General features: G+C 32.0%; 26 protein-coding genes and 1 tRNA gene. 7 read left to right on the forward strand and 20 right to left on the reverse strand.

From position 1 onward, the window contains the following. Positions 1-6: 6 nt before the first annotated feature. The 9 genes from dppC to GQ594_RS05720 form a co-directional block, all read right to left on the reverse strand. On the reverse strand, positions 7-930 hold the full coding sequence (dppC, locus tag GQ594_RS05680) for a dipeptide ABC transporter permease DppC (protein ID WP_160411769.1): 924 nt from the start codon (positions 928-930) through the stop codon (positions 7-9). Positions 931-944: 14 nt separating this feature from the next. Then, positions 945-1,961 (reverse strand): dipeptide ABC transporter permease DppB, encoded by a 1,017-nt coding sequence (gene dppB / locus GQ594_RS05685; RefSeq protein ID WP_160411768.1) that lies wholly within the window; start codon positions 1,959-1,961, stop codon positions 945-947. A 146-nt stretch (positions 1,962-2,107) separates the two neighbouring features. Further along, positions 2,108-3,724 carry an ABC transporter substrate-binding protein gene (locus GQ594_RS05690; RefSeq protein ID WP_160411767.1) on the reverse strand — a complete coding sequence of 539 codons (1,617 nt, stop codon included), beginning with the start codon at positions 3,722-3,724 and terminating at the stop codon, positions 2,108-2,110. 655 nt (positions 3,725-4,379) lie between these two features. Beyond that, entirely contained in the window at positions 4,380-4,850 is a 471-nt protein-coding gene (locus GQ594_RS05695; RefSeq protein ID WP_373408125.1) for a GNAT family N-acetyltransferase, read from the reverse strand. Then, positions 4,847-5,122 carry a type II toxin-antitoxin system TacA family antitoxin gene (locus tag GQ594_RS05700; RefSeq protein WP_065561594.1) on the reverse strand — a complete coding sequence of 92 codons (276 nt, stop codon included), beginning with the start codon at positions 5,120-5,122 and terminating at the stop codon, positions 4,847-4,849. The genes GQ594_RS05695 and GQ594_RS05700 overlap by 4 nt, the downstream gene beginning before the upstream one ends. A gap of 458 nt (positions 5,123-5,580) precedes the next feature. Then, positions 5,581-6,651, reverse strand: coding sequence for a TdeIII family type II restriction endonuclease (locus GQ594_RS05705; RefSeq protein ID WP_160411766.1), 1,071 nt, complete (start codon positions 6,649-6,651; stop codon positions 5,581-5,583). A gap of 16 nt (positions 6,652-6,667) precedes the next feature. Next, complete coding sequence (locus tag GQ594_RS05710) at positions 6,668-7,456, reverse strand: TdeIII family type II restriction endonuclease (RefSeq protein WP_160411765.1); 789 nt, start codon at positions 7,454-7,456, stop codon at positions 6,668-6,670. Beyond that, positions 7,450-9,144: an AIPR family protein gene (locus GQ594_RS05715; protein ID WP_160411764.1), complete on the reverse strand. Its 1,695-nt coding sequence runs from the start codon at positions 9,142-9,144 to the stop codon at positions 7,450-7,452. The genes GQ594_RS05710 and GQ594_RS05715 overlap by 7 nt, the downstream gene beginning before the upstream one ends. Continuing rightward, positions 9,128-10,729 carry a DNA methyltransferase gene (locus GQ594_RS05720; RefSeq protein ID WP_160411763.1) on the reverse strand — a complete coding sequence of 534 codons (1,602 nt, stop codon included), beginning with the start codon at positions 10,727-10,729 and terminating at the stop codon, positions 9,128-9,130. Before GQ594_RS05720 ends, GQ594_RS05715 begins: the two co-directional genes overlap by 17 nt. Positions 10,730-11,067: 338 nt before the next feature. Here GQ594_RS05720 and GQ594_RS12025 point away from each other — a divergent pair, with 338 nt between their 5' ends. Continuing rightward, positions 11,068-11,271 carry a hypothetical protein gene (locus GQ594_RS12025; RefSeq protein WP_202112487.1) on the forward strand — a complete coding sequence of 68 codons (204 nt, stop codon included), beginning with the start codon at positions 11,068-11,070 and terminating at the stop codon, positions 11,269-11,271. 291 nt (positions 11,272-11,562) lie between these two features. Further along, positions 11,563-11,718 carry an integrase core domain-containing protein gene (locus tag GQ594_RS12455; RefSeq protein ID WP_202112486.1) on the forward strand — a complete coding sequence of 52 codons (156 nt, stop codon included), beginning with the start codon at positions 11,563-11,565 and terminating at the stop codon, positions 11,716-11,718. Positions 11,719-11,942: 224 nt separating this feature from the next. Here the strand turns inward: GQ594_RS12455 and GQ594_RS05730 are convergent, their stop codons facing one another. The 10 genes from GQ594_RS05730 to GQ594_RS05770 form a co-directional block, all read right to left on the reverse strand. Further along, complete coding sequence (locus GQ594_RS05730; protein ID WP_202112485.1) at positions 11,943-12,407, reverse strand: antirestriction protein ArdA; 465 nt, start codon at positions 12,405-12,407, stop codon at positions 11,943-11,945. Between the two features lie 65 nt (positions 12,408-12,472). Next, on the reverse strand, positions 12,473-13,720 hold the full coding sequence (locus GQ594_RS05735; protein WP_160411762.1) for a tyrosine-type recombinase/integrase: 1,248 nt from the start codon (positions 13,718-13,720) through the stop codon (positions 12,473-12,475). A gap of 85 nt (positions 13,721-13,805) precedes the next feature. Next, positions 13,806-14,015, reverse strand: coding sequence for a helix-turn-helix transcriptional regulator (locus GQ594_RS05740; protein ID WP_085165842.1), 210 nt, complete (start codon positions 14,013-14,015; stop codon positions 13,806-13,808). Between the two features lie 125 nt (positions 14,016-14,140). Then, positions 14,141-15,454 carry a hypothetical protein gene (locus tag GQ594_RS05745; protein WP_160411761.1) on the reverse strand — a complete coding sequence of 438 codons (1,314 nt, stop codon included), beginning with the start codon at positions 15,452-15,454 and terminating at the stop codon, positions 14,141-14,143. 213 nt (positions 15,455-15,667) lie between these two features. After that, positions 15,668-16,120: a RadC family protein gene (radC, locus tag GQ594_RS05750; RefSeq protein ID WP_160411760.1), complete on the reverse strand. Its 453-nt coding sequence runs from the start codon at positions 16,118-16,120 to the stop codon at positions 15,668-15,670. 117 nt (positions 16,121-16,237) lie between these two features. Next, positions 16,238-16,828 (reverse strand): EcsC family protein, encoded by a 591-nt coding sequence (locus tag GQ594_RS05755; protein ID WP_160411759.1) that lies wholly within the window; start codon positions 16,826-16,828, stop codon positions 16,238-16,240. 347 nt (positions 16,829-17,175) lie between these two features. Next, positions 17,176-17,307, reverse strand: coding sequence for a hypothetical protein (locus GQ594_RS12280; RefSeq protein WP_255471056.1), 132 nt, complete (start codon positions 17,305-17,307; stop codon positions 17,176-17,178). Between the two features lie 46 nt (positions 17,308-17,353). Continuing rightward, positions 17,354-17,521, reverse strand: a complete 168-nt coding sequence (locus tag GQ594_RS05760; RefSeq protein ID WP_155266141.1) for a hypothetical protein — start codon at positions 17,519-17,521, stop codon at positions 17,354-17,356. Between the two features lie 119 nt (positions 17,522-17,640). After that, positions 17,641-18,021 (reverse strand): hypothetical protein, encoded by a 381-nt coding sequence (locus GQ594_RS05765; protein ID WP_160411758.1) that lies wholly within the window; start codon positions 18,019-18,021, stop codon positions 17,641-17,643. Positions 18,022-18,236: 215 nt separating this feature from the next. Then, a complete protein-coding gene (locus GQ594_RS05770) occupies positions 18,237-18,836 on the reverse strand; it encodes an inovirus-type Gp2 protein (protein ID WP_160411757.1) in 600 nt (199 codons plus the stop codon). A 523-nt stretch (positions 18,837-19,359) separates the two neighbouring features. On the opposite strand from GQ594_RS05770, the gene GQ594_RS05775 reads away from it, so the two are divergent. Continuing rightward, positions 19,360-20,232 (forward strand): hypothetical protein, encoded by an 873-nt coding sequence (locus tag GQ594_RS05775; protein WP_160411756.1) that lies wholly within the window; start codon positions 19,360-19,362, stop codon positions 20,230-20,232. Positions 20,233-20,437: 205 nt separating this feature from the next. On the opposite strand, the gene GQ594_RS05780 is transcribed toward GQ594_RS05775, so the two are convergent. Then, positions 20,438-20,513, reverse strand: a tRNA-Phe gene (locus tag GQ594_RS05780). Positions 20,514-20,672: 159 nt separating this feature from the next. Between GQ594_RS05780 and GQ594_RS05785 the strand changes: the two genes are divergently transcribed. From GQ594_RS05785 to GQ594_RS05800, 4 genes are all read left to right on the forward strand, one after another. Beyond that, positions 20,673-21,110, forward strand: coding sequence for an FxsA family protein (locus GQ594_RS05785; RefSeq protein WP_160411755.1), 438 nt, complete (start codon positions 20,673-20,675; stop codon positions 21,108-21,110). A 144-nt stretch (positions 21,111-21,254) separates the two neighbouring features. Next, entirely contained in the window at positions 21,255-21,548 is a 294-nt protein-coding gene (locus tag GQ594_RS05790) for a co-chaperone GroES (RefSeq protein WP_034915350.1), read from the forward strand. Positions 21,549-21,595: 47 nt separating this feature from the next. Continuing rightward, entirely contained in the window at positions 21,596-23,242 is a 1,647-nt protein-coding gene (groL, locus tag GQ594_RS05795; RefSeq protein WP_160411754.1) for a chaperonin GroEL, read from the forward strand. 287 nt (positions 23,243-23,529) lie between these two features. Beyond that, positions 23,530-25,164, forward strand: coding sequence for a hypothetical protein (locus GQ594_RS05800; RefSeq protein WP_160411753.1), 1,635 nt, complete (start codon positions 23,530-23,532; stop codon positions 25,162-25,164). Positions 25,165-25,173: the final 9 nt, after the last annotated feature.

Genomic DNA, 25,173 nt, shown 5'->3' on the forward strand with positions numbered 1-25,173 from the left:
TCTCCATTACTGTTTCAATTTAGGATCAAGTGCGTCACGCAAACCGTCTCCCATTAAGTTGAAAGCTAACACTGTCATTAAAATTACTAAGCCAGGAAAGGTCACTACCCACCATGCAGATTGTGCAAATTGCAATACGTCAGCAAGCATTGTTCCCCATTCCGGTGTTGGTGGTTGTGCACCCATGCCTAAAAAACCTAATGCAGCCATGTCTAAAATTGCGTTCGAAAATCCTAATGAAGCTTGTACAATTAATGGTGCTAAGCAATTTGGTAGGATGTTGATAAACATTTGCCGTAAGGCTCCCGCGCCAGCAACTCGTGAGGCAATAACATAATCTTTATTAATTTCAGCAATCGTTGCTCCGCGTGTTAAGCGAACATAATGTGGTAATGCAACAAAAGCTAATGCTATTGAGGCGTTAATAATTGATGGGCCAAATATAGCAACTAAAACAAGGGCAAGTAGTAAACTGGGTAAGGCAAGCATGATATCGACAGCACGCATAATTATGTTGTCTAAAAAACCACCTGCATAACCAGCAATTAATCCTAATGTAATCCCTAAAATTAATGAGATAATGACTACTAAGCAACCGACTAATAAGGATAAACGGGCACCATAAATGAGTCTGGATAGGATATCTCGTCCTACATCATCAGTCCCTAAAATAAATTGCCAACTGCCATCTTTCATCCAAACAGGTGGTGCTAGTAATGCATCTCTAAATTGTTCAGAAGGGGAATGTGGTGCAACAAAATTAGCAAAGATAGCTAATAATGCAACAATAATAATGAAGGCTAGTCCAACGACTGCTCCTTTATTTTTTGAAAAATAGAACCAGAACTCACGCATAGGCGTTAATGGTTTAGGTACGACTAAACGGGTGTCTTGCGTATTGGTTGGTTCAGTAATAACCTGTTTATTCATTTGTAAAAACACTCTTATTTATGTCTAATACGTGGGTTAATAACCCCGTACAACATATCAACTAATAAATTCACTAAAATAATCATGACCGCGACAATTAAAACGCCACTTTGCACGACGGGGTAATCTCGACGTTGTAGTGCTTCAATTAACCAACGTCCTATTCCTGGCCATGAAAAGACGGTTTCGGTCAATATGGCACCGGCAAGCATTGAACCAACTTGTAAACCGATAACGGTAACAACAGGGATCATTGCATTACGCAATGCATGAACAAGAATAATACGAATTCGACTAACGCCTTTTGCGCGTGCGGTTCGGATGTAATCTTCACTCAATACTTCTAACATAGAAGATCGGGTCATGCGGACAATTACCGCTAATGGAATGGTTCCTAACACAATTGCAGGTAAGATTAAATGAGTAACAGCATCGATAAAATCTTCTGTTTCACCCCATAATAAAGTATCAATTAACATAAATCCGGTTAAAGGATTACTTTCATCTAGGAAAAGCATATCACTAACACGACCAGATACTGGGGTTAAATTTAAGTGCACTGAGACTAACATGATTAGCATCATCCCCCACCAAAAAATTGGCATGGAGTAACCTGTTAATGATAGTCCTATTGCTGTGTGATCAAATATTGAACCACGTTTCACTGCGGCAAGAACACCGATCGGGACCCCAAAACTAACAGCAAACAGCATTGCACAAAATCCAAGTTCAAATGTTGCTTTAAATCGGGGGACGAATTCATCCCATACTGGAATTTGGCTTTTAAAAGAGGTTCCTAAATCGCCATGAAGCATGTTTATAATATATTGAAAATATTGTTGATACAGTGGTTTATCTAAACCCAGTTGAGTCATTAATTCAGCATGGCGTTCTGGGGTTAAACCTCGCTCTCCTGCAAGGACCATAATGGGGTCACCCGGAATAAGGTGAACAAAAATAAAAGTAAGTAGTGTGATGCAAATAAACGTTGGAATAAGTACACCTAACCGCTTTAGAATAAATTGAAACATGTAGTAGCTCTTAAATATTGCTTTTAAACTATCGTTTATAAAATAGATAAAATTTTATTGTTATTAAAAAATAGATTTATAGCTCTAAATTTAGCAAAACCCAACGTAGCGATTAACCACACCTAGGTGGTTAATCGCAAGGAATACTATTTTTCAAGCGTGACTTGGTTAAAATTATGTAATGCTAAAGGATCCATAATATAGCCTTTAACCTCTTTACGTAATGGCATATAAACCATTGAATGTGCAATCATTAATGCTGGTGCTTGCTCACGCATCTCGACTTGTGCTTGTTTATATAGCTCAACTCTTTTTTCGTGATTTGACTCAATACGGGCTTGTTGTAATAAATCATCAAATGGTTTATAGCACCAGTGTGAATAGTTTGGACCACCAGCTTTAACCGCATCACAGCTCATTAAAACAGAATAAAAGTTATCTGGATCGCCGTTATCTCCTGACCAGCCCATTAATACAGCATCATGTTCACCATCGCGAATACGAGATAAATATTCACCCCATTCATAACTCACAATTTTAGCTGTTACACCAATTTTAGCCCAATCCGCTTGAATCATTTCGGCCATACGGCGTGCATTTGGGTTATATGGACGTTGTACTGGCATTGCCCATAAATTGATAGTAAATCCTTTCTCTAATCCCGCTGATTTTAATAATTCTTTTGCTTGCGCTGGATCATAAGGGTAATCTTTCACTTCATCGTTATACCCCCACATTGATGGTGGAATAAAGTTTTTAGCTGGTTCTGCCGCACCTTGAAAAACAGCTTTTATAATCGCATCTTTGTTCACTGCTAGATTTAATGCTTGACGAACTTGCAACTTATCAAGTGGTGGCTTATCCATATTGTAGGCTAAATAACCAATGTTGACGCCAGCCATTTCTTTAACAACAATATTATTGTCTGATTTCATTCGTTCAACATCGGCTACGTTTGGATATGGCATCGCATGACACTCGCCTTTTTGTAACTTAGCATAACGAATTGCGGCATCTGGTGTGATGGAAAACACTAAACGATCAAGCTGGGCTTTAGGGCCAAAATAATCGGGATTTGCTTTATAAAGAATTCTTGAATCTTTTTGGTATTGAACAAAAGTAAACGGACCAGTACCAACGGGGACTAAATCAACTTTTTCGGGTGTGCCATTTTTAAGCATAGTATCAGCATATTCGGCTGATAAAATAGAAGCAAATGACATTGCTAAATCGGCTAAGAAAGGAGCTTCTGGGTGATTTAACTCAAATGCGACGGTATAGTCATCAATTTTTTTAACTTCTTTAATTAAATCAGGAAATCCCATGCTTCCAAAGTATTCATATTGCCCACCAGAAACTTTGTTATAAGGATGATTTTTATCTTTTTGTCGCATAAATGTAAAAATAACATCATCAGCATTTAAGTTTCGGGTTGGTTTGAACTCTTTATTGCTATGCCATTTAACATCATCGCGTAAATGGAAAGTATAAGTTAAACCATCTTGGCTGATATCCCAAGATTTGGCTAAAGAAGGTTCAATTTCGGTAGTACCTAATTTAAATTCTACCAAACGATTATAAACAGGAACTGCACTCGCATCCATTGAAATACCACTTGTTGCTAACTGTGGATTAAATATTTCAGGTGAAGCTTCTGCACAATAAACTAACGTTCCTGCAGCATGAAGTTGTGCACTCGCAAGCATTGTTATTAGTCCTGCGCCCATCAAAAATTTACGTTTATATTTCCTTAGATTACTCATAAAACCACTCCAATTATTTAACTGTAAATCGATTTTGTAACATTTAAACAAAGGTAAGAATGTCGTATTTTTAATATTTTTTAAATATAGATTTAGTAAAACGTTCTAATTTTAATTTTTATATTAATTCGCTTTCGCTTTGTTTAAATTCGTATTCCCCATCATTTGCACACATATGGTGCAATTATGCACCATAATTAAGATTGCGACTTTTGATTGAAAATAGCTTTTAACACGAATATAACGATAGTTAAGGTTAAGTACTGTGTAACAAATAAAATATGCAAAAATAATGCCATTTTTTATTCAAAAAATCTATATTAAAGAAAATGGTAAAAAAGAATACATAAATATTTTTTTATTTAATAATTGATTTTATGCCGCCTATTATAATTAGTGTAGATGAAACAATCATCAAATTAGTAATGTGAAATTAACTTTTGAATTGATTTAGCTTTATTTTTGTTGAACATAATTGAATTGTGAAACAAAGAGAAAGGTTTTAGAATTTGGTGATTGGTGCCCGGACGCGGAATCGAAGATGTGGGTTTTAGCCTTGTGGTTACAGGATTTGAAAAATTTAAATGAAAAATGTACCCGTATTTGTATCCCTAAATTTAGCTGCTTTAAAAATGTACAATTAAGCTCAATTTTATTACCATAAAGAGATTAGCATTGTTCTTTCCTGAATCCCTGAATCAACAAATCCAAATTTAATATAAAACGCATTGGCTTCATCTGTTAAGCTATGTACCAATAGTGCTCTAGAACCAACTTGTTTAGAGACTTCTTTCGAGCGTAATATAGCATCTTTTAATAATGCCGCACCTAATCCTTTTGCTTTGTAATTTTTATCAATAGCTAAACGGCCTAAGATAATAACCGGAATAGGATCGGGCATATTGCGCTTAAATCTACTCAATGTTAGTTGTCGATGTTGGATACTGCCAGTTGATAAACAATAAAAACCGATTACTTTGTTATTGTCACAAATCACAAATGTACGAGAAGCACCACTTTTTTGATTTTTTAAGGATTTTTTCTTCAACCATTCATTCAAAGACAACTCTTCACAATCAAATGACGTAAAATCATGATGTTCATTCAATAAATGTGGCGCTTCTATTTTTCCCATGGTGACTTCCGTGACAACAAAGCTTGAATTTTTTCATTACTATCAAAAGAGGCTTCGATTGCATGATTGAAGGCATTTATCTGTTCATCGTCGATTAAAAAAAGACGCTGATCAAGCAAAACATCTTCAGCCTTTGAGCAGGCCGCTTCTAAAATAAAATCAGTGCGTGATTTAGATAGTAAATGCGCTGCAATATCAATCAATTCTTTTTGGGATGCCTTAGCTCTAATGTTAATAGGCGATTCTTTGGTTTCAGTTCTCATTTTAATTGCCGTTTTTTAATTTAGTATGAAAGTACTGTAGTATGATTGTATATCAAATTGATATACAAGTGAAGTGGTGTTTAAATATTGAAGAAATAAATAGCATAAACATTATTGAATATAAATTATTAAAATAGGATGGGTAACCTTCTACGTTAGTTGTGTACTGAGTTTGGGGTATTTACATTTTCTAATTTTTTGCTGTACTATTTTAGGGGATAGTTACACTTTTCGGAGCCTTATAAAAGCTGGCAAAGAGGCACAAATGAAAACACCAATGGCTTAATACGTTAGTTTATACCAAAGTCAGCGGCCATTTCATTAGTTGACGACGAAAAGATAATGAAAATACAATATCTATTGAACTCTCGCCCAAGAAAACGGCATAAGTTTAAAAGCCCTGCCGCTTTTTATTCTAAGGAGTTAAGAAGAATTGCACTTCATGGTGTAATCTAGGTTTATTTACTAATCAACTTACTTAGATGTTCATACCTTGACCTATTATATTCTGCTTTAGTATTAAAAATGGGTTGGTTATATATACGAATTGATTGCTCATTAGATTTAATCTTCGTTAGAAGATTTTCATCACAGTTTAATAATTCAATTTCTGACTTTAAATGCCATTTATTGAGCAAATCAAGATATTCTTGTAATGAATCGCTTTTATTAGATTTATTTTTTAAAAATTCAAGATTATTCAAAAAATCAGGTGTTGCAATATCTCTAATTATAGAAAGTATTTCCTCCATTGTTCCTTTTTTACCAGACAAAAAATCCCATAATTCACTGGATAATAGAACCTCTTTTGAAGAAAAATAATTATTCATATTAATAATTGAGCTCATAAAGCGTTTTTTATCAAAAGATGTTGGTGAAACGGCATTATTTGTTGGGTCAAAAGGGAAACCTATAAAAAACTCAATCGTTTTATTTGGATATTTTCGAAATAAAGCAGCTTTTGCTTGTAAAATTTTTGTCTTTTCTCCTCTAATTTCTCCAGCATTTGGTTTAACAGCTTTCAATTCAATACATGTAATTTTATACTGATTTTCGATAAAAACATCTACAGTAAAATCCCATGCATCAATTGATTTAGATAAATCTTTTTTATCAAATATTAATAAAGAATTTTCATAGGCTACATCAGGTTTTTTTTCCTTTCTGTTTAGTTTTGCTATTATATCTGAAATTTTATAACTTTGATTATCTGTTATTGTTAATGTATTACCTCTAGCCACAGTAAAACTTGATTTATAGCCATTGCTTAAAATATGCGCTACTGATTCAAAAAATTTTTGACCTAAGGTTGTATTTAAGCCATGAAACCAGCTTGCTAAACTAATGAAAACAGGAATATCTGAGGTTATTTTATCTTGGATTTTATCAGAAAAAGCAGCCAAAAAAGCCTCATGGAATGGGGCATTTCTATTTGAAAGTGCATTTCCTGGAAAATTTTGAAAACGGCTATTTAGTATTTGAATAATCACTTCTGCAATTTTTTGTTTTTTTTCACTTGTAAGAGTCACACCTGAAACCTCTTTATTAACTTTTTAATGGACTAAATCTAGAAAAATACTCATCAATTTCAGACCTTAATTCAATACCCACTCGCTCAAAACAATCTAATAAAATATTAAATGTATTTTCACCACCTAAAAAGTCCCAAAATTCTTCAGCAACTTTTAGTTCTTTTTCAAGATCTAACATTCCAGCCATAGTCCAACGAGAATATGGTTTCGGATCATATGGATTGTAAGGTATTGCTATATATGTATTGATATTGGCCTTTGGATTATCAGCTAATGTACAAGCAACCCATTCAAGTAGTGTTCTTTTAAACTCTTTAAATGCGCCTTTATTAGGTTTAGCAGTTTTTATATCAAAAAAATGTAAACGGCCATCTCGATCTTTCAAAGCTACATCAATTTTAGTTGGTTTTACCTTTCTCATTTTCCCTGACTGACATACATTACGTAAAATCTCAATCTCCTCTTTCTTATTAGGCTTGGCATAAGCAGCAGTTAAATTATCCATTATCCTTTGAATCTCGTATAAAGCTAATTCACTTATCTGAGTTCCGGCAACAACTTGCGTTTCAGCCTTCAAAAATCGTGATGATGCAAGAGCAACAGCTACTGGTTCAAAAATACTTGTCCCAAAGTTAGTATTTAAAGAATGTATAAATGAAAATAAAGCTAACCTATCTTGTCCTAATAACCTTGTGTGAAAAGGCATAGCGGCAGGTTCTGGTTTATAATTTTGAAATTTTTTTCTTAAAGCTGATTTCAAAACATTTTCAATATCAGTTATTTGTTTTCCACCTATTACCATTCAAATTCACCAAGTTCTTTTAAAAGTTGGGTTACTTTTGGAGCAGAATAAAAAGCTTTTCTTTCAAATAAATAATCCTTTTTATTCAAAAATTCAGTTAATTTAGTAAACAAATTAGAAGCATTTTGTTCATTCTTTAAATAAGAAATCTTATCAATTGTTGCTTTATGCACTTTATCTAACACTACATGGCAACTCATTAGAAGATGCATATCCATAGTTTTTGATTTAAACGAAATACTTTTATTTGCAACAAAATGATTTATCCAATAATGTAATACTCCACAATAATAATAATCCTCTACAGCATGATCAAAGTTGAATACATCACCTTTATTCTTATGCTCTTCTATTTTTTTAAGAGCAGAACTTTTCATTGTATTTGGAAGTTTTAAAAAAGTAGAAATATAAACACGAGCTAGAGTTTCTATATTGATTTTACTATAAGGAGGTGTAACTTGGGAATGTTGGCCTCTTAATCTTTCGAAATAAAGAAGTAAATCATTTTTATTCATTCCATTATAATATTGCTCGATTTTCTCATGATAATCATTTAGAGATTGTAAATCTTTATCTATTGAATTTTGGTTATTAGCCGCATAAACAATTTTTTTTCTTAATTCTCTATGATTTGTTGCTATAATTTTTGCAACTATATAAACATCATTTATGGAGTTTTCATCAGATTTATATTGTTCATATAACATATTAGTTGTTTGACAACCATTGATAATTCTAGGATAAGTCAAAGTAAATTCATTATGTTTCACTGGATGCCTTGATATATCATCACACATTATGACTAACCCATTATTTAAATAAGGGAAAAAATTATTATTGCTTTGATCTTTTAATGTTGTTCTTATATCTTTATTAACAACTGTTTCACCAACAAAATTCCTAACATTGTCAATAAATAATGTATCTCTCAAATAACCATCAGATTTTAATATTAACTTTTTCAACTCAGAAAATTTAATTAGTGAAAGTAGGCTGATTTTAATATCATCGACTTCAGGTAACTGAACATTGTGTTCAAAATTAATATTTACAAAATGATACTTTGCTATCTTATCATATTCACTTTTTAAATTTTCTTGTTGATACACAAAGTAGCTTTTTAAATTGCACCTATTTGACAGTTCAATTCTACCTGAAATTTTTTCTTTTTCTTTTGTTAATAATTCATCTGAAATAACATGCGTGGTTTTTCCAGATAAAAAATACAAATAAACTGATGGTGTATCAGCCAATCGGTCAAGATAATTGTCCATTAATTCATTATATATTGATGTAAATGGTTCGAGGCAAACATTACCAACAAGAAAATGAATGGCTTCGTCAGTAAAAGAACGAAGCTTTTGCTCATCAAAGCTTTTTTGTATTGTTGACTGAATAAATGCTATTTTTACATTTAATTTTCCTGTGCTCCCAAAAGTGTCAAGATCATCTAATTCTTTGATCAAAAGGTTATTAACAATGATTATAATTCCATCGATTCCTTGTGATTCCCCTGTTGATACAACATTAAGGTTTTCAAGCTCTTCTTCAAGTAAATTAGACGCAATTACAAAATTACCAAAACTTTCAAAAACATCACTATCATTAGTATCAGTCCGTTTTATACTGAAACGTTCTGAAAATTCATTAAGTTTTGCATTTAAACCTATATCAAACATTTTTTTCATTCTTTCCTCCTATATCTTTTAAATGAAATATTATTTCTGCATAAGCATTCTTATCTTTTTCTGTTCTATTTAAAACTGGCCTTTTATATCGATTAATAATAACCATTCCGGCTCGTTCCGCTATCAAAGGATATAAATTAAAATTATCATTAGAAACTAAAAAAATATCATAATCTTTAACTAGAAATTTTTTACAATTTAATAGCACATCTGAAATACCTATAACATAGTTTTCTCTAGCAACTTTACCTTTACCTTTGAAAAGAGGCCCTATTTCTTCATTATCTTTTCTCTCTAAATTAAATAGATCATAAGAATAGGCATGCTGTTCGTGATAATCAATTATTCCGACATAGGGGGGACTTGAAAAAATACCTCGAATTTTATTTTTCTCAATTTTTTTAGCAAAATCAGGGGAAATTTTCGAAACTTCTGTTTTAATATCAATATACCGACTATCTCCAACTAAACATATTTGAGTTGTATTGGTCTTTAACTTCTCGAAATCAGACAGTCTTTTTAGTGTATCTTTACTATAAGATTTCCACCATTTTAAAATCGAAAGTAATGGCTTACATATTTTAAAATGTTTAGCACAGTAATAAGTTGAAACAACAGCTTGTTTAAGTGTTGCCAAATCTGAATGAGTAGTCGCCCTACATGAGCGCATAGTACGACTTAATATTATTCTCAAAACATTCTTAATATTCGTATCATCTAATTCATCTATTTCTCTTGAAATAAATTCCAATTCATCACGAATATACTTAATAAACCATTTATCAATAAATGATTCATGACTAGTTTGAGTTAATTCAATACCATATTTTTTTATTAAAGAATTATAAGTTGTTAAAAATAGCTGTTCTTTTGCTTTACCAAAATTTTTACCATCAATTTCGCCAAGCTTAATTTGGCGCTTATATTCAGGGCTTGGAAAATATTTATTATTAAATGTATTAAGCTTTTCATTTAACTCATTTTCAAAATCTAACAAACGATGAGACTTTTCAAAATTTTCCAGTAAGTTAGTCAATTTATCAATTTCACTCTTCAATTTATTTAAGGAATGTTTCGATACTTTACATTCAGAAATCATTGCATTAAATTCTGAAATATCTATCCCTACCGCATCTAAACCTAATTCGTTAGCTTGAACTAAAGTCGTGCCACTCCCACAAAAAGGATCTAAAACAATATCCCCTTTTTTGAAATAGCTTTCTCTTTTATAATCATCCGTATGTTCATCTAAAAAATACTCAACAAGTTGAGGAATAAATTTACCTTTATAGGGATGTAAACGATGCACATGTTTAGTTGTTTCAGATTCTTTTATTGAATCAAAAGACAAATCCCAGTTTAAATCAGCCCCTAATTTTTCTTTCCATTTTTCTTTTTTATAACTTTGAGAACTATAGTATTCTTTTAATTCGGATTGAGATATATATATCTTCCTATTTTCTTTAAACTTAGCTATTTTCCCGTAGGTAACCAAATAATTAATATTTGATGGAGTAACATTTTTTTCTAAAAATTTAGATGCCCAAACACTGGCATCTTTCATACTTAAAAGATCATTTTTCATTTTTCAGTCTATGCCATTTTAACTAATATCTATTATACCCTTTTGAGTTTAAAGGTCCAATAATATTGTCATTATTTTATTAGAATGAGTTTAAATAGATTAGAACATAATACTTCAACCTAGTTAAACTAATTTACTTATTTGTAGAATTTACTAGCGCTGTTTACAGTAATTTGACAAACTACTGTAATGAATATACATAAAAAAACAAAACTAACGCCTTATCACAGACAAGAGATATGGCGCTTATATCATAAAGAAAAAATAACGGTCACTGATTTGGCAAAACGCTTTATGGTCAGTCGGTCTACCTTTATAATGTACTAAAGAAAGCCCGATTGAAGCTTTTTGTACCTTTAATCAGTAAGAATGAACGTTATAAAACCATTCGTTATGGTATTAAACGTCTGGTTAAGGTCGAAAAATCTATTGAAGATAAATTAAGACGGCAAGCTAAACGCTATAACAAAACCTATCCAGGTGAAATGTTACACGTTGATACCAAACGTTTACCTTTGCTTAAAAATGAAACGAAACAGTAAGCTAGAGACTATTTATTTGTCGGTATTGATGATTTTTCACGCGAGCTTTATGCAGGTATTTACCCTGATAAATCCCAATTTAGCTCAGCACAGTTTTTACAAAATGATGTGTTAGCCCAATGCCCTTATACCACTACATGTATTTATTCCGATAATGGACGTGAATATCAAGGCACCAGTGAACACCAATTTGTTAAAATGTGTCATAACCATCATATCAATCAAAAATTTACCAAATCCGCCTGCCCACGAATGGGAGAGCTGAAAGAGAGATACGCACTTTGAATTGCGATGCAGCATAATCAACAAATATTTAGCGACTCAAAAGATAGAAAACACAAGCTTAAACGCTTTATTAATTTTTATAATACCATTAAACCGCATAAAGCGATTTCAGAAAAAACGCCTTATGAGTTTCTAGAGGATTATTTTAACCATGAAGTGTAAACAACTCGGCGTTTTCCTATAACTTATTTATAACTAAAAACTACACAAAACTCCTCTGGTACACATTTTCCATCATAATCAAAACTAAAAATTTCACCTGTATAATAGATGTAATTACTAGAATAAAATGTGCCACTTTGTTCAAGTGCAATATCATGACTATATCGTTCGTAATCAAAGTAATTAGTTAAGTTACCGAGTTCTTTTAAACTATAACAGCCACTTTAAGCAATCCAGTAGAAACCTAAATCATATTCATTGCTGATGTTATATAGACATTGAAAGCAATCTAGATTATCTGCTAGGTTAATTAAATCAGCAATTGAATTAACGTATCCGCCAATATCAATTGCTGCTTCATAGATTTCCATTTCATCATGACTTAATTCGTCAAGTTTACAGGTTAAATAATTTAGTTCATCAAGATTGCTATTTTCAAAGATATAATTTGTTATGCCATATACAGACGATTTGTAACTACTTAGAAAAAACTTTTCATAGTTAACACCATCAATACCAATTCGTTTAAAGCATTGTTTTACTTTTTCTGGTGTCGTTGGTAGCTCTAGCCATTCGCCGATCAATTTTCCTTCGTTATATTTTTCTAAATTGGTGATAAATACTGAGATCATACCAGAACCCACCGTAGTGGATTTTGGGCATGATGATACACTAGGTAATGTTTGCATAAACAATTCCTTAATTTTTTGATATTAATTGATATTGAGAAATGAATTAAACAGTGAGGTGTTTTTTAATTTGTTTTGAACTCATAAGGCATAATAAACTCAGTGCGGATTGAATCCAAGTAATCAGCCCACCATTGAACCATTTTAGTTCGTTCGATAATGTGTTGTGCTTTGTGGATATAAGCGGCTCTAACGCCATTACGTTCTTGATGACTCATCTGGCGTTCAACTGCATCTCGTGACCAGAGATTCGATTCAACTAATGCACTACAAGCCATAGTTCTAAAACCATGTCCACAAAGTTCTGTCTTGGTGTCATAACCCATTGTTCGAAGTGCTTTATTAACCGTATTTTCGCTCATTGGTTTTCTTGCAGAATGATCACCAATAAATACCAGCTCATACATTCCACTAATTTCATGTATTTGTTTTAAAACATCAATTGCTTGATCGCTTAGAGGAACTAAATGAGGCGTTTTCATTTTTGAACCTCGGTGAGAATGAGGTACACCATCAATTTCCTCCCTTTCAGCTGGAATAGTCCAAATCTTTTTATCGAAATCAATTTCTGACCAACGAGCAAATCGTAGTTCACTAGAACGAATAAATATAAGTAGAGAAAGTTTAATTGCTAATTTGGTTAACTCTCGTCCTTTAAAATTATCAATGCGTTCTAAAAGTTCAGGTATTTGTTCGAGTTCAAGTGCAGGGCGATGATTCACTTTTACTTTACTCACTACCCCTTTTAAATCTTGAGCAGGGTTATAAGAAATATAACCATTTTGTACTGCATAGCGCATTATTGCTGAAGTACGTTGTTGTAATCGGCTAGCGACTTCAAAACGCCCCTGCTCTTCAACAGTTTTAATTGGAACAATTAACTGACGAGTAGTTAATGCTGAAATAGAATAAGCGCCAATTTTTGGGAATAAATACAATTCTAATGTTCGTAGTACTTTTGCTCTATGTGGCTCAGACCAAGTTTTATTATTGGTACACCATTTACGAGCAATTTGTTCAAAAGTAACTTGTATTTCATTTTCAAACTGTTTTGCTTTCTTTTCTACCTGCGGATCAATATTTCTAGCTAGTAATGATTTGGCTTCATCTCGTAGCCTTCTAGCTTCGCTTAATAAAACATTAGGATATTGGCCTATAGACATTAATTTTTCTTTAGCATTAAAATAATAGCGAAAGCGCCAATATTTAGAACCGTTGGAGTGAACAAGCAAAAATAAACCATCACCATCAGAAAGTTTATATTGTTTATCGTGTGGTTTGGCTGATTTTATTTTTAAATCAGTTAAGGACATAACGAAATTCCTCAATTATAGAAATTTAGACATAAAAAAAGCCACATATTTGACTATGTGGCTTTGGTTAATAGAAATTTAACTGTTAATTAGTTTTGGTATTTATCCATGCTTCAACCTCTTTCAGACGCCAACGCGAGGATCTTCCTAGTTTAATAGGGGGTGGAAATTTATTTTGTTTTATCAAGGCATAAAACCATTTATCTGTCATGCCTGTGAGTGTGGTGATATATTTCATATCAATTAGGTAATCTGGATGTGTTTGTGCATCCAAAGGGGATAAGAATGTTGACATTGTTGTACCTCTATTGAGTGATGTGGTTAATTACATTCAATAGATAGGTAACAACAATATTTTTTTACTACTTTGGAGCATAAATTGCTTGTTTTTACAAAACAGTTTATAAGCATACTAATTGATTAATTTGCAACCATATTTATAAAACTCATAATAGGTTGATTATAAATTTGATCAACATAGTTACTTTTATAAGCATTTTGAAAGCAAGATGATGACATACTTGAGTCAGATTTTACGGACGGATATCCATCGGCTTTAAACTCTAATTCACAACCCATTAATGATGGCTTTCTTTCACCTATTAGAACCCATTTTATCTTTTGTTGATAACTTTCAGTTTTTATATCTTTTGAGCGTTTTTCAAATTGATTGATTTTGTTAGTTATATTTTGATTATATGGATCAATTATTTTTTCTACAATACCTCTGACTATGCCATTTTCTACTCCCTCCAAATAGGCTAAAAGTTCCTGATAATTTTTAACAGATAATGTCGTCTTTTTACCATCCTTAGTATTTAAGGTTATATTCTTGGCTGAATTACCTTGAAGAAGATATTCGAAAACCAATCTAGAATAATCATTATACAGATGAACTGATATAGAACCATTATATCTATAAAGCGTAACTAATTTCGGATCTTCTCTTTTATAAAGATCTAAATTATGCTTGCTCAATATTTTTTTGATAGAAGTTAAATCTTCTTTAATTTGTTTTATTCTTTTAGCAAGCTCTTTATTACTAAAGTCACTGTTACTGGTTGGCGCATAATGAAAATAATCAAAATCAAAAAAAGGATCACAACTTAGAAGTCCCCTAGTTTGATCATCATTATAGCCATAGATACCAGTGGCCACATAATCACTTACTTCCATTTTTATTGTTGCTTTATTTGATAAAAGATATTTCCTATTTTCCTGATAGCGAGCTAAAGCATTGCTTTTTTCTATTTCAAGAAGTGCTTTCTTCAACTCATCATAAATAACCAGTTTAGCTTTCGCTTCAATGTAGCTTCTAGCTTTTGCATCAATGTGATTTTTATACACCGTATAATGGGGATATTTGACATTCTTATTCTTATTTCGTTCTTCCTCTTCTTTAAATTTTGCATAATCATCTAATGTAATATTGATATTTTTATCTACAAGCATAGTTTTTAAATTTCCAGCTATACCAGAAAATGTTAGGTTTAAAAATTGATTTGGACGATCCTTTTTAAATTCACAAGTATATTCAACAATATTTCGATCTCGTTCATCTTTATATGAATCCCATTTCGTTTTATTACAGATATTTCGGTTATCAAGCGCATTACCGACAGTAAGAGTTGAGTCGACATTGTCATACACATAATCTTTAACTTGCTTAACCTGTGATGAGTCTCCGCATGCAGTAAGAATCAGTACTGATAAAACAATTGTTATTTTTTTCATTGTTATTCCTTATAAAAAAAAGAATTAATTAGCTTTACTTAAATTGTATTTTTGTGTGGTAACCAAAACTTAACTTGAAACATACTAGCTATTGTTTTAATTAATTTTATATTTTCATCAATTATTTAAATGAAGTCATATCGTTTAAACAGATCAATAAGATCTTATTGATCGTCAGAAACGATCAATAAATATTAAATAAATTTTCAAAAATTACCCATTCACTTGTTCAACAAAGGAAAAATATGATTGTTGACCAATCACAATGTGATCTAATACTCGGATACCAACGATATTTAATATTTCTGTTAGCTTTTGATTTATATTACGATCTGCATTACTAGGTTGCGATTCGCCTGATGGATGATTATGAGCAAAAATAACTGCTGCTGCATTATACTTAAGCGCTTGCTTAATTATTTCTCTGGGATGGATTTCCACAGAGTTAATTGTACCCATAAAAAGTGTTTCTACTTTAATTAACTGATGTTGATTATTTAGGTACATAGCAACAAAATGCTCTCTTTCTTTTTGTTCTAATTTTAGTCTAAGGTAGTCAATGACTTGATTAGGTTTTGTGAATTGGTTATTTTCTATTTTCATCTGCTTTTCGAGCAATTTTAACGCTATTGTCACAATGCGCTTTGTTGAATAGGAAGTTTTCATTTTTTCTCCTGTTAAGACTGAGCAAAGCATAATGTCTTTCATGTAAAAACTGAAATTAATGAGATAAATGTATAAATAGGTGAATTTTTAGATAATTGAATTATTAGTGTTATTCAGCTAATAGATTTGATTAAATTGTTTTTTAGCAAATTGGCCAATGCGATAAGTAATAATGCGATCAACAACAGCTCCCATCACACCACCAAAAATCGGGATCACTTTAATTAACTTTAAGCTATGCTTTGCACTTATAATACTAATAAGCTGTTTAATGACCGATAGACTTATTTTACGAATTACTTCATTTGGCTGTTTCATCAATGTAGCTAAACAAAACTGCTGTAATCTTAACTTGCTTGCCATCACACATAATGATAAGAAAATTAAGATTTTGATTCTTTCATCATACACATCATGGCCTTGCAAGATAGCAATGGTTGTAACGAGCCTCATTTGAATAAACAAGACACTTAAGGCGTTTGTTGGCAAAGTTATAGGTAAACTTGCAATCCCGCCTAACCCTGTGATAAAACCTGTAGCTGTTGCTTTGTCTGTTTCATGTTTGATTAGTTTATCAAGATTATCTGAATGTAAAGGAAAATTGGCTTTATGTTGCTCGGCTAATGTATAAGCAGAGGAAAAACCATAACTACCGGTCAAACAAAGCTGATAGAGTTTATCAAGTAGTAAAGGTAATTTATCTGACATATCATGCTTCCTTATTTGTCGACTTAAATAAAGAATGAAAATGATTGTAAGAAGGCTCTAATAAATAAAATAAGGTGTTTTGTAATATTTGACGATTTAACATGGTACACTCCTTATAAAAATGTTAATTGAACGGACATATTGGTATGTTCGACTAATGATATCTATTTAAAATTATTTATAATAAGAGTGTTGAAACATATTGAGAAAATATGAAGCAAATCGGATAAATGAGTTTGCTTCATGAATAAGATTAGAGGAGGAGTTCAATATTTTGTGTCATTTGGGTAAACTGTGTAGCAAAAGAGGAAATGACACAGAATTATGAACAGGAGCCTCATTTATTACTAATACTTCTTGTTTTTTTCATAACGAGCTAAGCTTTTCTTAGCTTTTGCTTTTTGCTCATCTGTTGCTTTATCTGAATTTAAAATGGAGTTAGCAGAACTTACAATAACTGATGGAAGTACTTCTGTCACCGTAAAGTCTCCTACTTGGTAAAGTTTTTTACCCAGCCATCTAACACTACTCATAATAGTCATCTTTATACTCCGAACATTCTGGACATGGAAATGTAAAATTAACATCTCCACCACATACAGGGCAATTTTCGGGATGTGGTTCACCGCCATATTCTAATGAACAAGGGATGACTCCTGTACCATTGCATTCGCCACAATCAGATTTAGCCATTTTATTTATCTCCTTAAATTATTATTAAATTAAAATACATCATTATTATTAGAAATATATTGTGCTCTGTCATATCGTTTATAACGATCAGTTAGGATCTGATTGATCGTTATAAACGATCAATTAATTTGGTTGAGAGTATGCATGCTGTTAATATACAAAGTATGAAGAGGATTATGTTTCTTCCACGAAAGTTGTGCTAACTCAGATAAAGCATTCTGAGTTAGTTTTTTTTCAACATTAATACCATATCCATCAGTTTCATTCTTCCAAAGATTGGTAACGGAATTCATAATAACGTTATAATTTGCATATTGTTCTGAGCTAAAGTACAACATGGTTGGAAAATAAAAGCCGTATTGTTTATTAAAAGCCATTACCCAAACAATGCTAAGAATATGATTGGAAAGTAATGTTAAATCAGACAAGTTCAACATATCCATATACGCATCTATTCCATATTGCCTTTGATAGGCATCGTCATGATAGGCGAAATCCACTCTGACTGGATATAACTTCCCATAACTTGTAAGTAACGATATATGATGAACTTTTAGCTTATTTAGTATTAGGTCATAATGGTTGTCCATTTTTTATTCCTTTATATGAATTGTATCTATAGCAATTAGTCTGTTTTGTTGACTTATTTGTATAAACATACTTTTAAAGATTTATAGTGATTTTCCAAAATGAAGGAAATGTTTTTTTGAGGTTATTAAATACGGGAAGAAATTAAAAATTTATTCAGACCAAGTGTTCTAGGTTTTCCTCGATGACTTGGAGGTGGGACTTCACTTAAAAATAGACAATCGCTATAACACTTTTTAAAAAATGATTTCTGTTCTGTTTTAGCTAAATAACTAAGCATATAACAAACAGAACGAAATGCTTCATCATCGTGATGATTTATCACCCTTAGCCCATTAATATGATAATTATTCCGCTGACAATCATATAAATAACCTTTAGTCAGTTCATACCATGCACGTTCCAGAGCAACGTAAATAGGATAGTATTTTTGTCTTTTTTGACCATTTACATAAAAAACAGAATGAAAATGGATATGTTCATTCTGATTAAATTCCATAACAACAGCATACCCTACAATATCAAGTTCAAGTTGCATAGCTTGATAGAGAAAGTACATTATTTCTTTTTTGGTTGTTTCAATATCAGTATTGAACTCATCATCATTAGCATAATGAATGTCGATTCGAATCGGTAAAATTTTTGAGTATCTATCTTGTAGCTTATTTAGGTGTGCAATGAGTTGATCATTGAGTTGTTTATTAATAGTAAAGTTTTTATTTTGCATGTAGTTGCCATTATCAAATTAGAGTTATTTGATAAGGAGCAAGATTATTTTTTTACAGTTTTAGTAACTGATGGTTTACTCAGATAGAGGGTTATTGGTGTTATTTATCTAATAATTTTCTTTTATAGAATTAATATTAATTAACCTTAATTCACTATCTCAAACAACAGTAAGGTAACAAATTTCACTTTAAAAGCTCAATTAAGATTAAACATATAATAAAAATTACTCTAAAAGCACGAGATGAGCGTTAATGATCACCATTATAACTATATTTTCCCCTACATTTATTGATAATAATATTATTATATTTTCATAAAAATTTTATGTTAATAACACAGATTATCTTTTTGTTTTAGATTATTTATTTACATAAATATTACTTAGTGATAGTTTAATTATTAATCAAAATAAAATTTAAGAGTAATTTATGAACTATTCTGTCCCACCCCAAAATATAAAATACATATCAGAATCAAATTTAAATATATGTAAAAAATATAACCACTATATTGATAATTACATGCGAAAGTTAGGGAAACCAATCAGACGCCCTGGATATAAAATTAGAACACCATCAGAATACTGTGATTTTTTAAATCACTATATTTTATCTTTACATTATGATGAAAAAGAATTAAACAAATTTATTAATGAAATGATTGCTTCATGTAAGCAAGATATTGATGACTTTAGTTGGTTAGAAAATGATAGATTATGCTATTATTCATGGCTATCTATTATGCTAAATCAAGTAAAAATAGATGATGATATTATAAGAATAAACCCTTGCCCTCCGGCAATGCCTCCACTCGCCACAGATTTAATCAATACACCATTAAAACTTATCCCATCTAGTTCTGACATGCGAGCGAAAATCGTTAAAGAATATATTGCATCATTAAACAATGATGACATACGTTTTATAGCGATTAATAATATAAAATCAGCATGGTCAATTATTGAAAAAATCAAAGTTCCTTTTAAGTTTTCAATTGATGATGAACAACAAATTAATTGGACATGGAACTATATTTTAACAAAACTGAAAAATAAATCGCCTTGGCAATACGATCTATATATGAATTACATAGTGCCAACAAGTATTGCGGAAAAATATCATGCTATTTTTATTATCCATGATTATTTCTATGCATGTAACGAAGATACACACAAAGTATTTTGTATTGATTATAAAAAAGCCTTAAGTCAAAAAAAATTTAGAGAGAAGGAAGGTGTTAAATCAATCAACGTTCAACTTGATATAAAAATAAAAGAACAACTTGACCAACTATTAGACTATTACCAATATAGTCAACAACGTTTATTGGAAGTATTAATTAGTGAGCATTATAAATCAGTTCAGCATAAATTAGATAAAAGCAATTTCTCTTAAGCATTACAAACAAAGGCTTTAAAGCCATTTTATGGATACACGCCATTATCGAACCAAATGTATCCGGGTTTGTATCCGATTTTCCGCTTGATTTGGGGTAATTTCAGTTGAATTCGGTTGAGTAGTGAAACAAGGTGAAAGGCTTATTTGAAAAGGCTTTATGCATAAAAAAACCTGCTAGAAGCAGGTCTTAGAATTTGGTGATTGGTGCCCGGACGCGGAATCGAACCACGGACACGGGGATTTTCAATCCCCTGCTCTACCGACTGAGCTATCCGGGCAACAATGGATGCACATTAAACACGATTTACGATTATCAGTCAATCCCTTTTGTAAGATATTTTTAAAAACATGTATTGTTTGGTTGAAAATTAGCTAATCATCTTCATATTAATAGCAAGTTTTTACTAATCTGTTTTTATGCTTATAGGAATTGTTGTATGCGATTTATTGGTTTTATTATCTTTTTTGTTTACGTTTATTTTGAGATCAGTTTTTTTATAGTAGTTGCAAATTCAATCGGTGTTTTTCTTGCTTTAGTTTGTATTATTGCAACATCAATTCTTGGTTTTTCATTAGTTAAAACTCAGGGGGTAAAGAATTTTAGTATTATGAAGCAAAAGATAGCTAATAATCAAAATCCTAAAGATGAAATCATTAAAAGTGTCGCCTTGCTTTTTTCCGGTTTTTTACTACTTATTCCAGGGTTTTTGACCGATATTTTAGGTGCTGTGCTATTAATTCCTAATGTTCAAGAGCATATTGTGAGGTTTCTTGTTCGAAAAATGCCAATTAAATCAAGATTTGTATCATCACAAACATTTGACCAGAATAATGATATTATTGAAGGTGAGTTTAAATACAAAGATGACGAATAATCAATCAATTAAACTTTTTTTTATTTTATCCTCTTGAAGATTTTAAAATAACCCCCATGTAAAGTGAACTATATTATAAAATCGTAATTTTATGATTTATTTTTAATAATTATCTATTTAAAAATTAGTGCTAGGAGATAACTAATGAAAATTCGTCCATTGCATGATCGTGTGATCATTAAACGCAAAGAAGTAGAATCAAAATCAGCTGGCGGTATTGTGTTAACTGGTTCGGCTGCAGGTAAATCAACTCGTGGTGAGGTTTTAGCTGTAGGTAATGGTCGCATTTTAGAAAATGGCCAAGTTCAACCATTAGATGTTAAAGTTGGTGATATCGTGATTTTTAATGAAGGATATGGCGTTAAAACAGAAAAAATCGATAATGAAGAAGTGCTTATCTTATCAGAAAGCGATATTTTAGCCATTGTTCAAGCATAATTAGTAAATAGTTTAACTTATATACAGAATTTAGGAGAAAGACGAAAATGGCAGCTAAAGATGTAAAATTTGGTAATGACGCTCGTGTTAAAATGCTTCAAGGCGTTAATGTGTTAGCTGATGCAGTTAAAGTGACTTTAGGTCCAAAAGGTCGTAATGTAGTATTAGATAAGTCATTTGGTGCACCAACCATTACTAAAGATGGTGTTTCTGTTGCTCGTGAAATCGAATTAGAAGATAAATTCGAAAACATGGGTGCACAAATGGTTAAAGAAGTTGCATCTAAAGCAAATGATGCAGCAGGTGACGGTACAACTACTGCAACAGTACTTGCTCAAGCAATTGTTAATGAAGGTTTGAAAGCGGTTGCTGCAGGTATGAATCCAATGGATTTAAAGCGTGGTATTGATAAAGCAGTTGTTGCAGCTGTTGAAGAGCTTAAAAAATTATCTTCTCCTTGCGCTGATTCTAAAGCTATCGCTCAAGTAGGTACTATTTCTGCTAACTCTGATGAAACAGTTGGTACTTTAATCGCTCAAGCAATGGAAAAAGTGGGTAAAGAAGGTGTTATCACTGTTGAAGATGGTACTGGTTTACAAGATGAACTTGATGTTGTTGAAGGTATGCAATTTGACCGTGGTTACTTATCTCCATATTTCATTAATAAACCAGAAACAGCAACAGTTGAATTAGACAATCCATATATTTTATTAGCTGATAAAAAAGTTTCTAATATCCGTGAATTATTACCAGTTCTAGAAGCTGTTGCTAAAGCAGGTAAATCATTATTAATTATTGCCGAAGATGTTGAAGGTGAAGCGTTAGCAACATTAGTAGTTAACACTATGCGTGGTATTGTTAAAGTTGCTGCGGTTAAAGCACCTGGTTTTGGTGATCGTCGTAAAGCAATGTTACAAGATATTGCAATTTTAACTGCGGGTACTGTGATTTCAGAAGAAATTGGTTTAGAGCTTGAAAAAACAACACTTGAAGATTTAGGTCAAGCAAAACGTGTTGTTATCAATAAAGACAATACGACTATCATTGACGGTGTTGGTGAAGAGTCTTTAATTGCTGCTCGTGTTGAACAAATTCGTAAACAAATTGAAGAGTCAACTTCTGATTACGATAAAGAAAAACTTCAAGAACGCGTTGCTAAACTTGCTGGTGGTGTTGCTGTTATTAAAGTTGGTGCGGCAACTGAAGTTGAAATGAAAGAGAAAAAAGCACGCGTTGAAGATGCGTTACACGCAACTCGTGCTGCGGTTGAAGAAGGTGTTGTTGCTGGTGGTGGTGTTGCTTTAGTTCGTGCAGCATCAGCAATTTTAGACCTTAAGGGCGCTAACGAAGATCAGAACGTAGGTATTAAAGTTGCACTACGCGCTATGGAAGCTCCATTACGTCAAATCGTTACTAACTGTGGTGAAGAAGCGTCAGTTGTAGTTAATGCTGTTAAAGGCGGTAAAGGTAACTATGGTTATAATGCTGCTACTGAAGAATATGGCGATATGATTGCAATGGGTATTTTAGATCCAACTAAAGTAACTCGTGGCGCATTACAATATGCTGCGTCTGTTGCTGGTCTTATGATTACAACTGAATGTATGGTAACTGACCTACCTAAAGATGATAAAGCTGATTTAGGTGCTGCTGGTGGTATGGGCGGCATGGGTGGTATGGGTGGAATGATGTAATTCTACCGTTAATACAACAGATACATTTCAATATAAACCACTCGTTATGCGAGTGGTTTTTTTATAAACTCCTTTCTTTTATTTTGTATTTATTTGTTATTTTCTAGTATTAATTGCTGTTTTTACTTGTCAAAATAAAATGTTAAATAGATAATAAAATGATAAAAAAACGTAACTTATCTTGTGGTAAGAGTAGATTAGTTTTACAAACTTTATCCCTTTTATTGAAAATAGGGGTAAAAATAGGTAAGTAATAATTAAATATAGAAATAATAAGGAAAGAAATAATGAGTGTATCTTCAAGAAAAAAAGTGGCTAGTATAGAACAAAATGATTACGCGGCTAGACAACGACAAAAAACAACTAAAACAGAAAGCCCACTAGATAACATTAAAGATAATACTTTTTTTAAAGTTATTTTTTCAGATAGCCTTTCACTTGAACAAAAAGTAGAAGAAGTCACTCATATTTTAGAATTTACTGATAATAAAGAGGCTGATCGTGCTAAAATTCAGGAATTTGATACCTTTAAAGAATATTTGCAATCCATTTCAGAAGAGATGTCTAAGCAACGTATCGAAATGACCGATACCGAAGTGTTTGCTGAGTTACAAAGAGTTTATGCGGATTTTAATAATGATCTTAATGACTTTATCGAAAAAATCAAACCTCTTACCGAACTTACCGATGCGCTGTATAACTTACGCCAAAATGGTGAAACTCGCAATGCTTTAGCTCAAATCAAAGCCGATCAAGAATGGGATGAAGAAAAAGCGGCACAAAAAATCAATGTTCAAAGCGAAATTACCAATATAGAAAAACAAATATCTGACTTACAAAAAGAAATAGTGTTATTGCAGCAGGATAAAAAATTCTTTGGTCTTGGACAAATTAAAGCGGCATCAAAAGAAAAAATTGATATTAATGAAGAAAAAATAGCCAAGTTAAGAGATCAAATACAAAATAAACATAAAGAGTTAAATGATATCCAAACAGAAATTACTCAGCGCCATGAGCAACGTACCGAATCAATGGATGTTGAAAAATTAAAAGAGTTACTGAATTTAACCTCAGAACAGCATACATTGCGTCAGGCCGATATGGTTGAATCAGCGTTAAAATTTGTTAATCAAGGTAAAGAGCGTTTTGGTGCGATTCGTAATCACCTTGAGAAAATGGTTAAACAAATTGAAGGGCTTAGCGACAATAATGGCAATATGATACAAATTTATGCCATTATGAATGAAGCCACTAAAAAAGTTGAAAAAGTACATCGGGAACGTAGAGAGGAACTTGAAAATAAAGATGTTGGCGATAATCTATTAGAGTCAATGAAGCTTGATGAAGCAAGACGTAATTTAGATGAACATATTGACACAGTGTCAACTGCAACAGTTGATACCATGCAAACTTATGGTGAATTAACAACTGAAGCCATCAAAATTCGCAATATGCAAGCAGCAACCAAAAAACAAGTTGAAAGCGCAAGAGCAATGCATTCACGAGGTATTGCATCTGTAGCCTCTCAACTTAGTGTTGTGGTAACAGCTGTTAATTCCGCTGCAATTAATGAAGCACAATCAATGGCGAGTAATACTTTAGCCGAAATGACACGAGTCACAAACGATATTGCAAAAAATGAAGCAATACGAATTGCAACTGGGCGTGATGAAATTAATAATGATTTAGAAGCTATGTTACAAAACTTAGCAGAATTTGGTGATACCCAAAGAGAGGCGACTGAAATTACTCGCTCAGCACTAGAAACAATGCGTGCGAATTTAGATGAAATTGAAAAAATGTCTAAAGACGTTCAAAACGATACGCGTGAATTTATTGCGGTGACAGGTGATGTTTTATCAGAAAAATCTGAAACCAAAAATGAAAGCACTAGTGGCACAACGTCCCCCTTTAAACTGTAATAAAGGAAT

This window comes from Gilliamella sp. Pra-s52 (genome assembly GCF_009795805.1).
Taxonomy (GTDB): domain Bacteria; phylum Pseudomonadota; class Gammaproteobacteria; order Enterobacterales; family Orbaceae; genus Gilliamella.

Excerpts from the sequence above, each read along its gene's own strand:
- dppC (WP_160411769.1), bottom strand. The coding sequence starts at position 930 with ATGAATAAACAGGTTATTACTGAACCAACCAATACGCAAGACACCCGT.
- GQ594_RS05730 (WP_202112485.1), bottom strand. The coding sequence starts at position 12,407 with ATGCAAACATTACCTAGTGTATCATCATGCCCAAAATCCACTACGGTG.
- GQ594_RS05740 (WP_085165842.1), bottom strand. The coding sequence starts at position 14,015 with ATGTCAACATTCTTATCCCCTTTGGATGCACAAACACATCCAGATTAC.
- GQ594_RS05760 (WP_155266141.1), bottom strand. The coding sequence starts at position 17,521 with ATGGCTAAATCTGATTGTGGCGAATGCAATGGTACAGGAGTCATCCCT.
- GQ594_RS05715 (WP_160411764.1), bottom strand. The coding sequence starts at position 9,144 with ATGAAAAAAATGTTTGATATAGGTTTAAATGCAAAACTTAATGAATTT.
- GQ594_RS05735 (WP_160411762.1), bottom strand. The coding sequence starts at position 13,720 with ATGTCCTTAACTGATTTAAAAATAAAATCAGCCAAACCACACGATAAA.
- GQ594_RS05710 (WP_160411765.1), bottom strand. The coding sequence starts at position 7,456 with ATGGTAATAGGTGGAAAACAAATAACTGATATTGAAAATGTTTTGAAA.
- GQ594_RS05745 (WP_160411761.1), bottom strand. The coding sequence starts at position 15,454 with ATGAAAAAAATAACAATTGTTTTATCAGTACTGATTCTTACTGCATGC.
- groL (WP_160411754.1), top strand. The coding sequence starts at position 21,596 with ATGGCAGCTAAAGATGTAAAATTTGGTAATGACGCTCGTGTTAAAATG.
- GQ594_RS05775 (WP_160411756.1), top strand. The coding sequence starts at position 19,360 with ATGCGAAAGTTAGGGAAACCAATCAGACGCCCTGGATATAAAATTAGA.
- GQ594_RS05785 (WP_160411755.1), top strand. The coding sequence starts at position 20,673 with ATGCGATTTATTGGTTTTATTATCTTTTTTGTTTACGTTTATTTTGAG.
- GQ594_RS05720 (WP_160411763.1), bottom strand. The coding sequence starts at position 10,729 with ATGAAAAATGATCTTTTAAGTATGAAAGATGCCAGTGTTTGGGCATCT.
- GQ594_RS05800 (WP_160411753.1), top strand. The coding sequence starts at position 23,530 with ATGAGTGTATCTTCAAGAAAAAAAGTGGCTAGTATAGAACAAAATGAT.
- dppB (WP_160411768.1), bottom strand. The coding sequence starts at position 1,961 with ATGTTTCAATTTATTCTAAAGCGGTTAGGTGTACTTATTCCAACGTTT.
- GQ594_RS05790 (WP_034915350.1), top strand. The coding sequence starts at position 21,255 with ATGAAAATTCGTCCATTGCATGATCGTGTGATCATTAAACGCAAAGAA.
- GQ594_RS05700 (WP_065561594.1), bottom strand. The coding sequence starts at position 5,122 with ATGAGAACTGAAACCAAAGAATCGCCTATTAACATTAGAGCTAAGGCA.
- GQ594_RS05770 (WP_160411757.1), bottom strand. The coding sequence starts at position 18,836 with ATGCAAAATAAAAACTTTACTATTAATAAACAACTCAATGATCAACTC.
- GQ594_RS12455 (WP_202112486.1), top strand. The coding sequence starts at position 11,563 with ATGCAGCATAATCAACAAATATTTAGCGACTCAAAAGATAGAAAACAC.
- radC (WP_160411760.1), bottom strand. The coding sequence starts at position 16,120 with ATGAAAACTTCCTATTCAACAAAGCGCATTGTGACAATAGCGTTAAAA.
- GQ594_RS05755 (WP_160411759.1), bottom strand. The coding sequence starts at position 16,828 with ATGTCAGATAAATTACCTTTACTACTTGATAAACTCTATCAGCTTTGT.
- GQ594_RS05690 (WP_160411767.1), bottom strand. The coding sequence starts at position 3,724 with ATGAGTAATCTAAGGAAATATAAACGTAAATTTTTGATGGGCGCAGGA.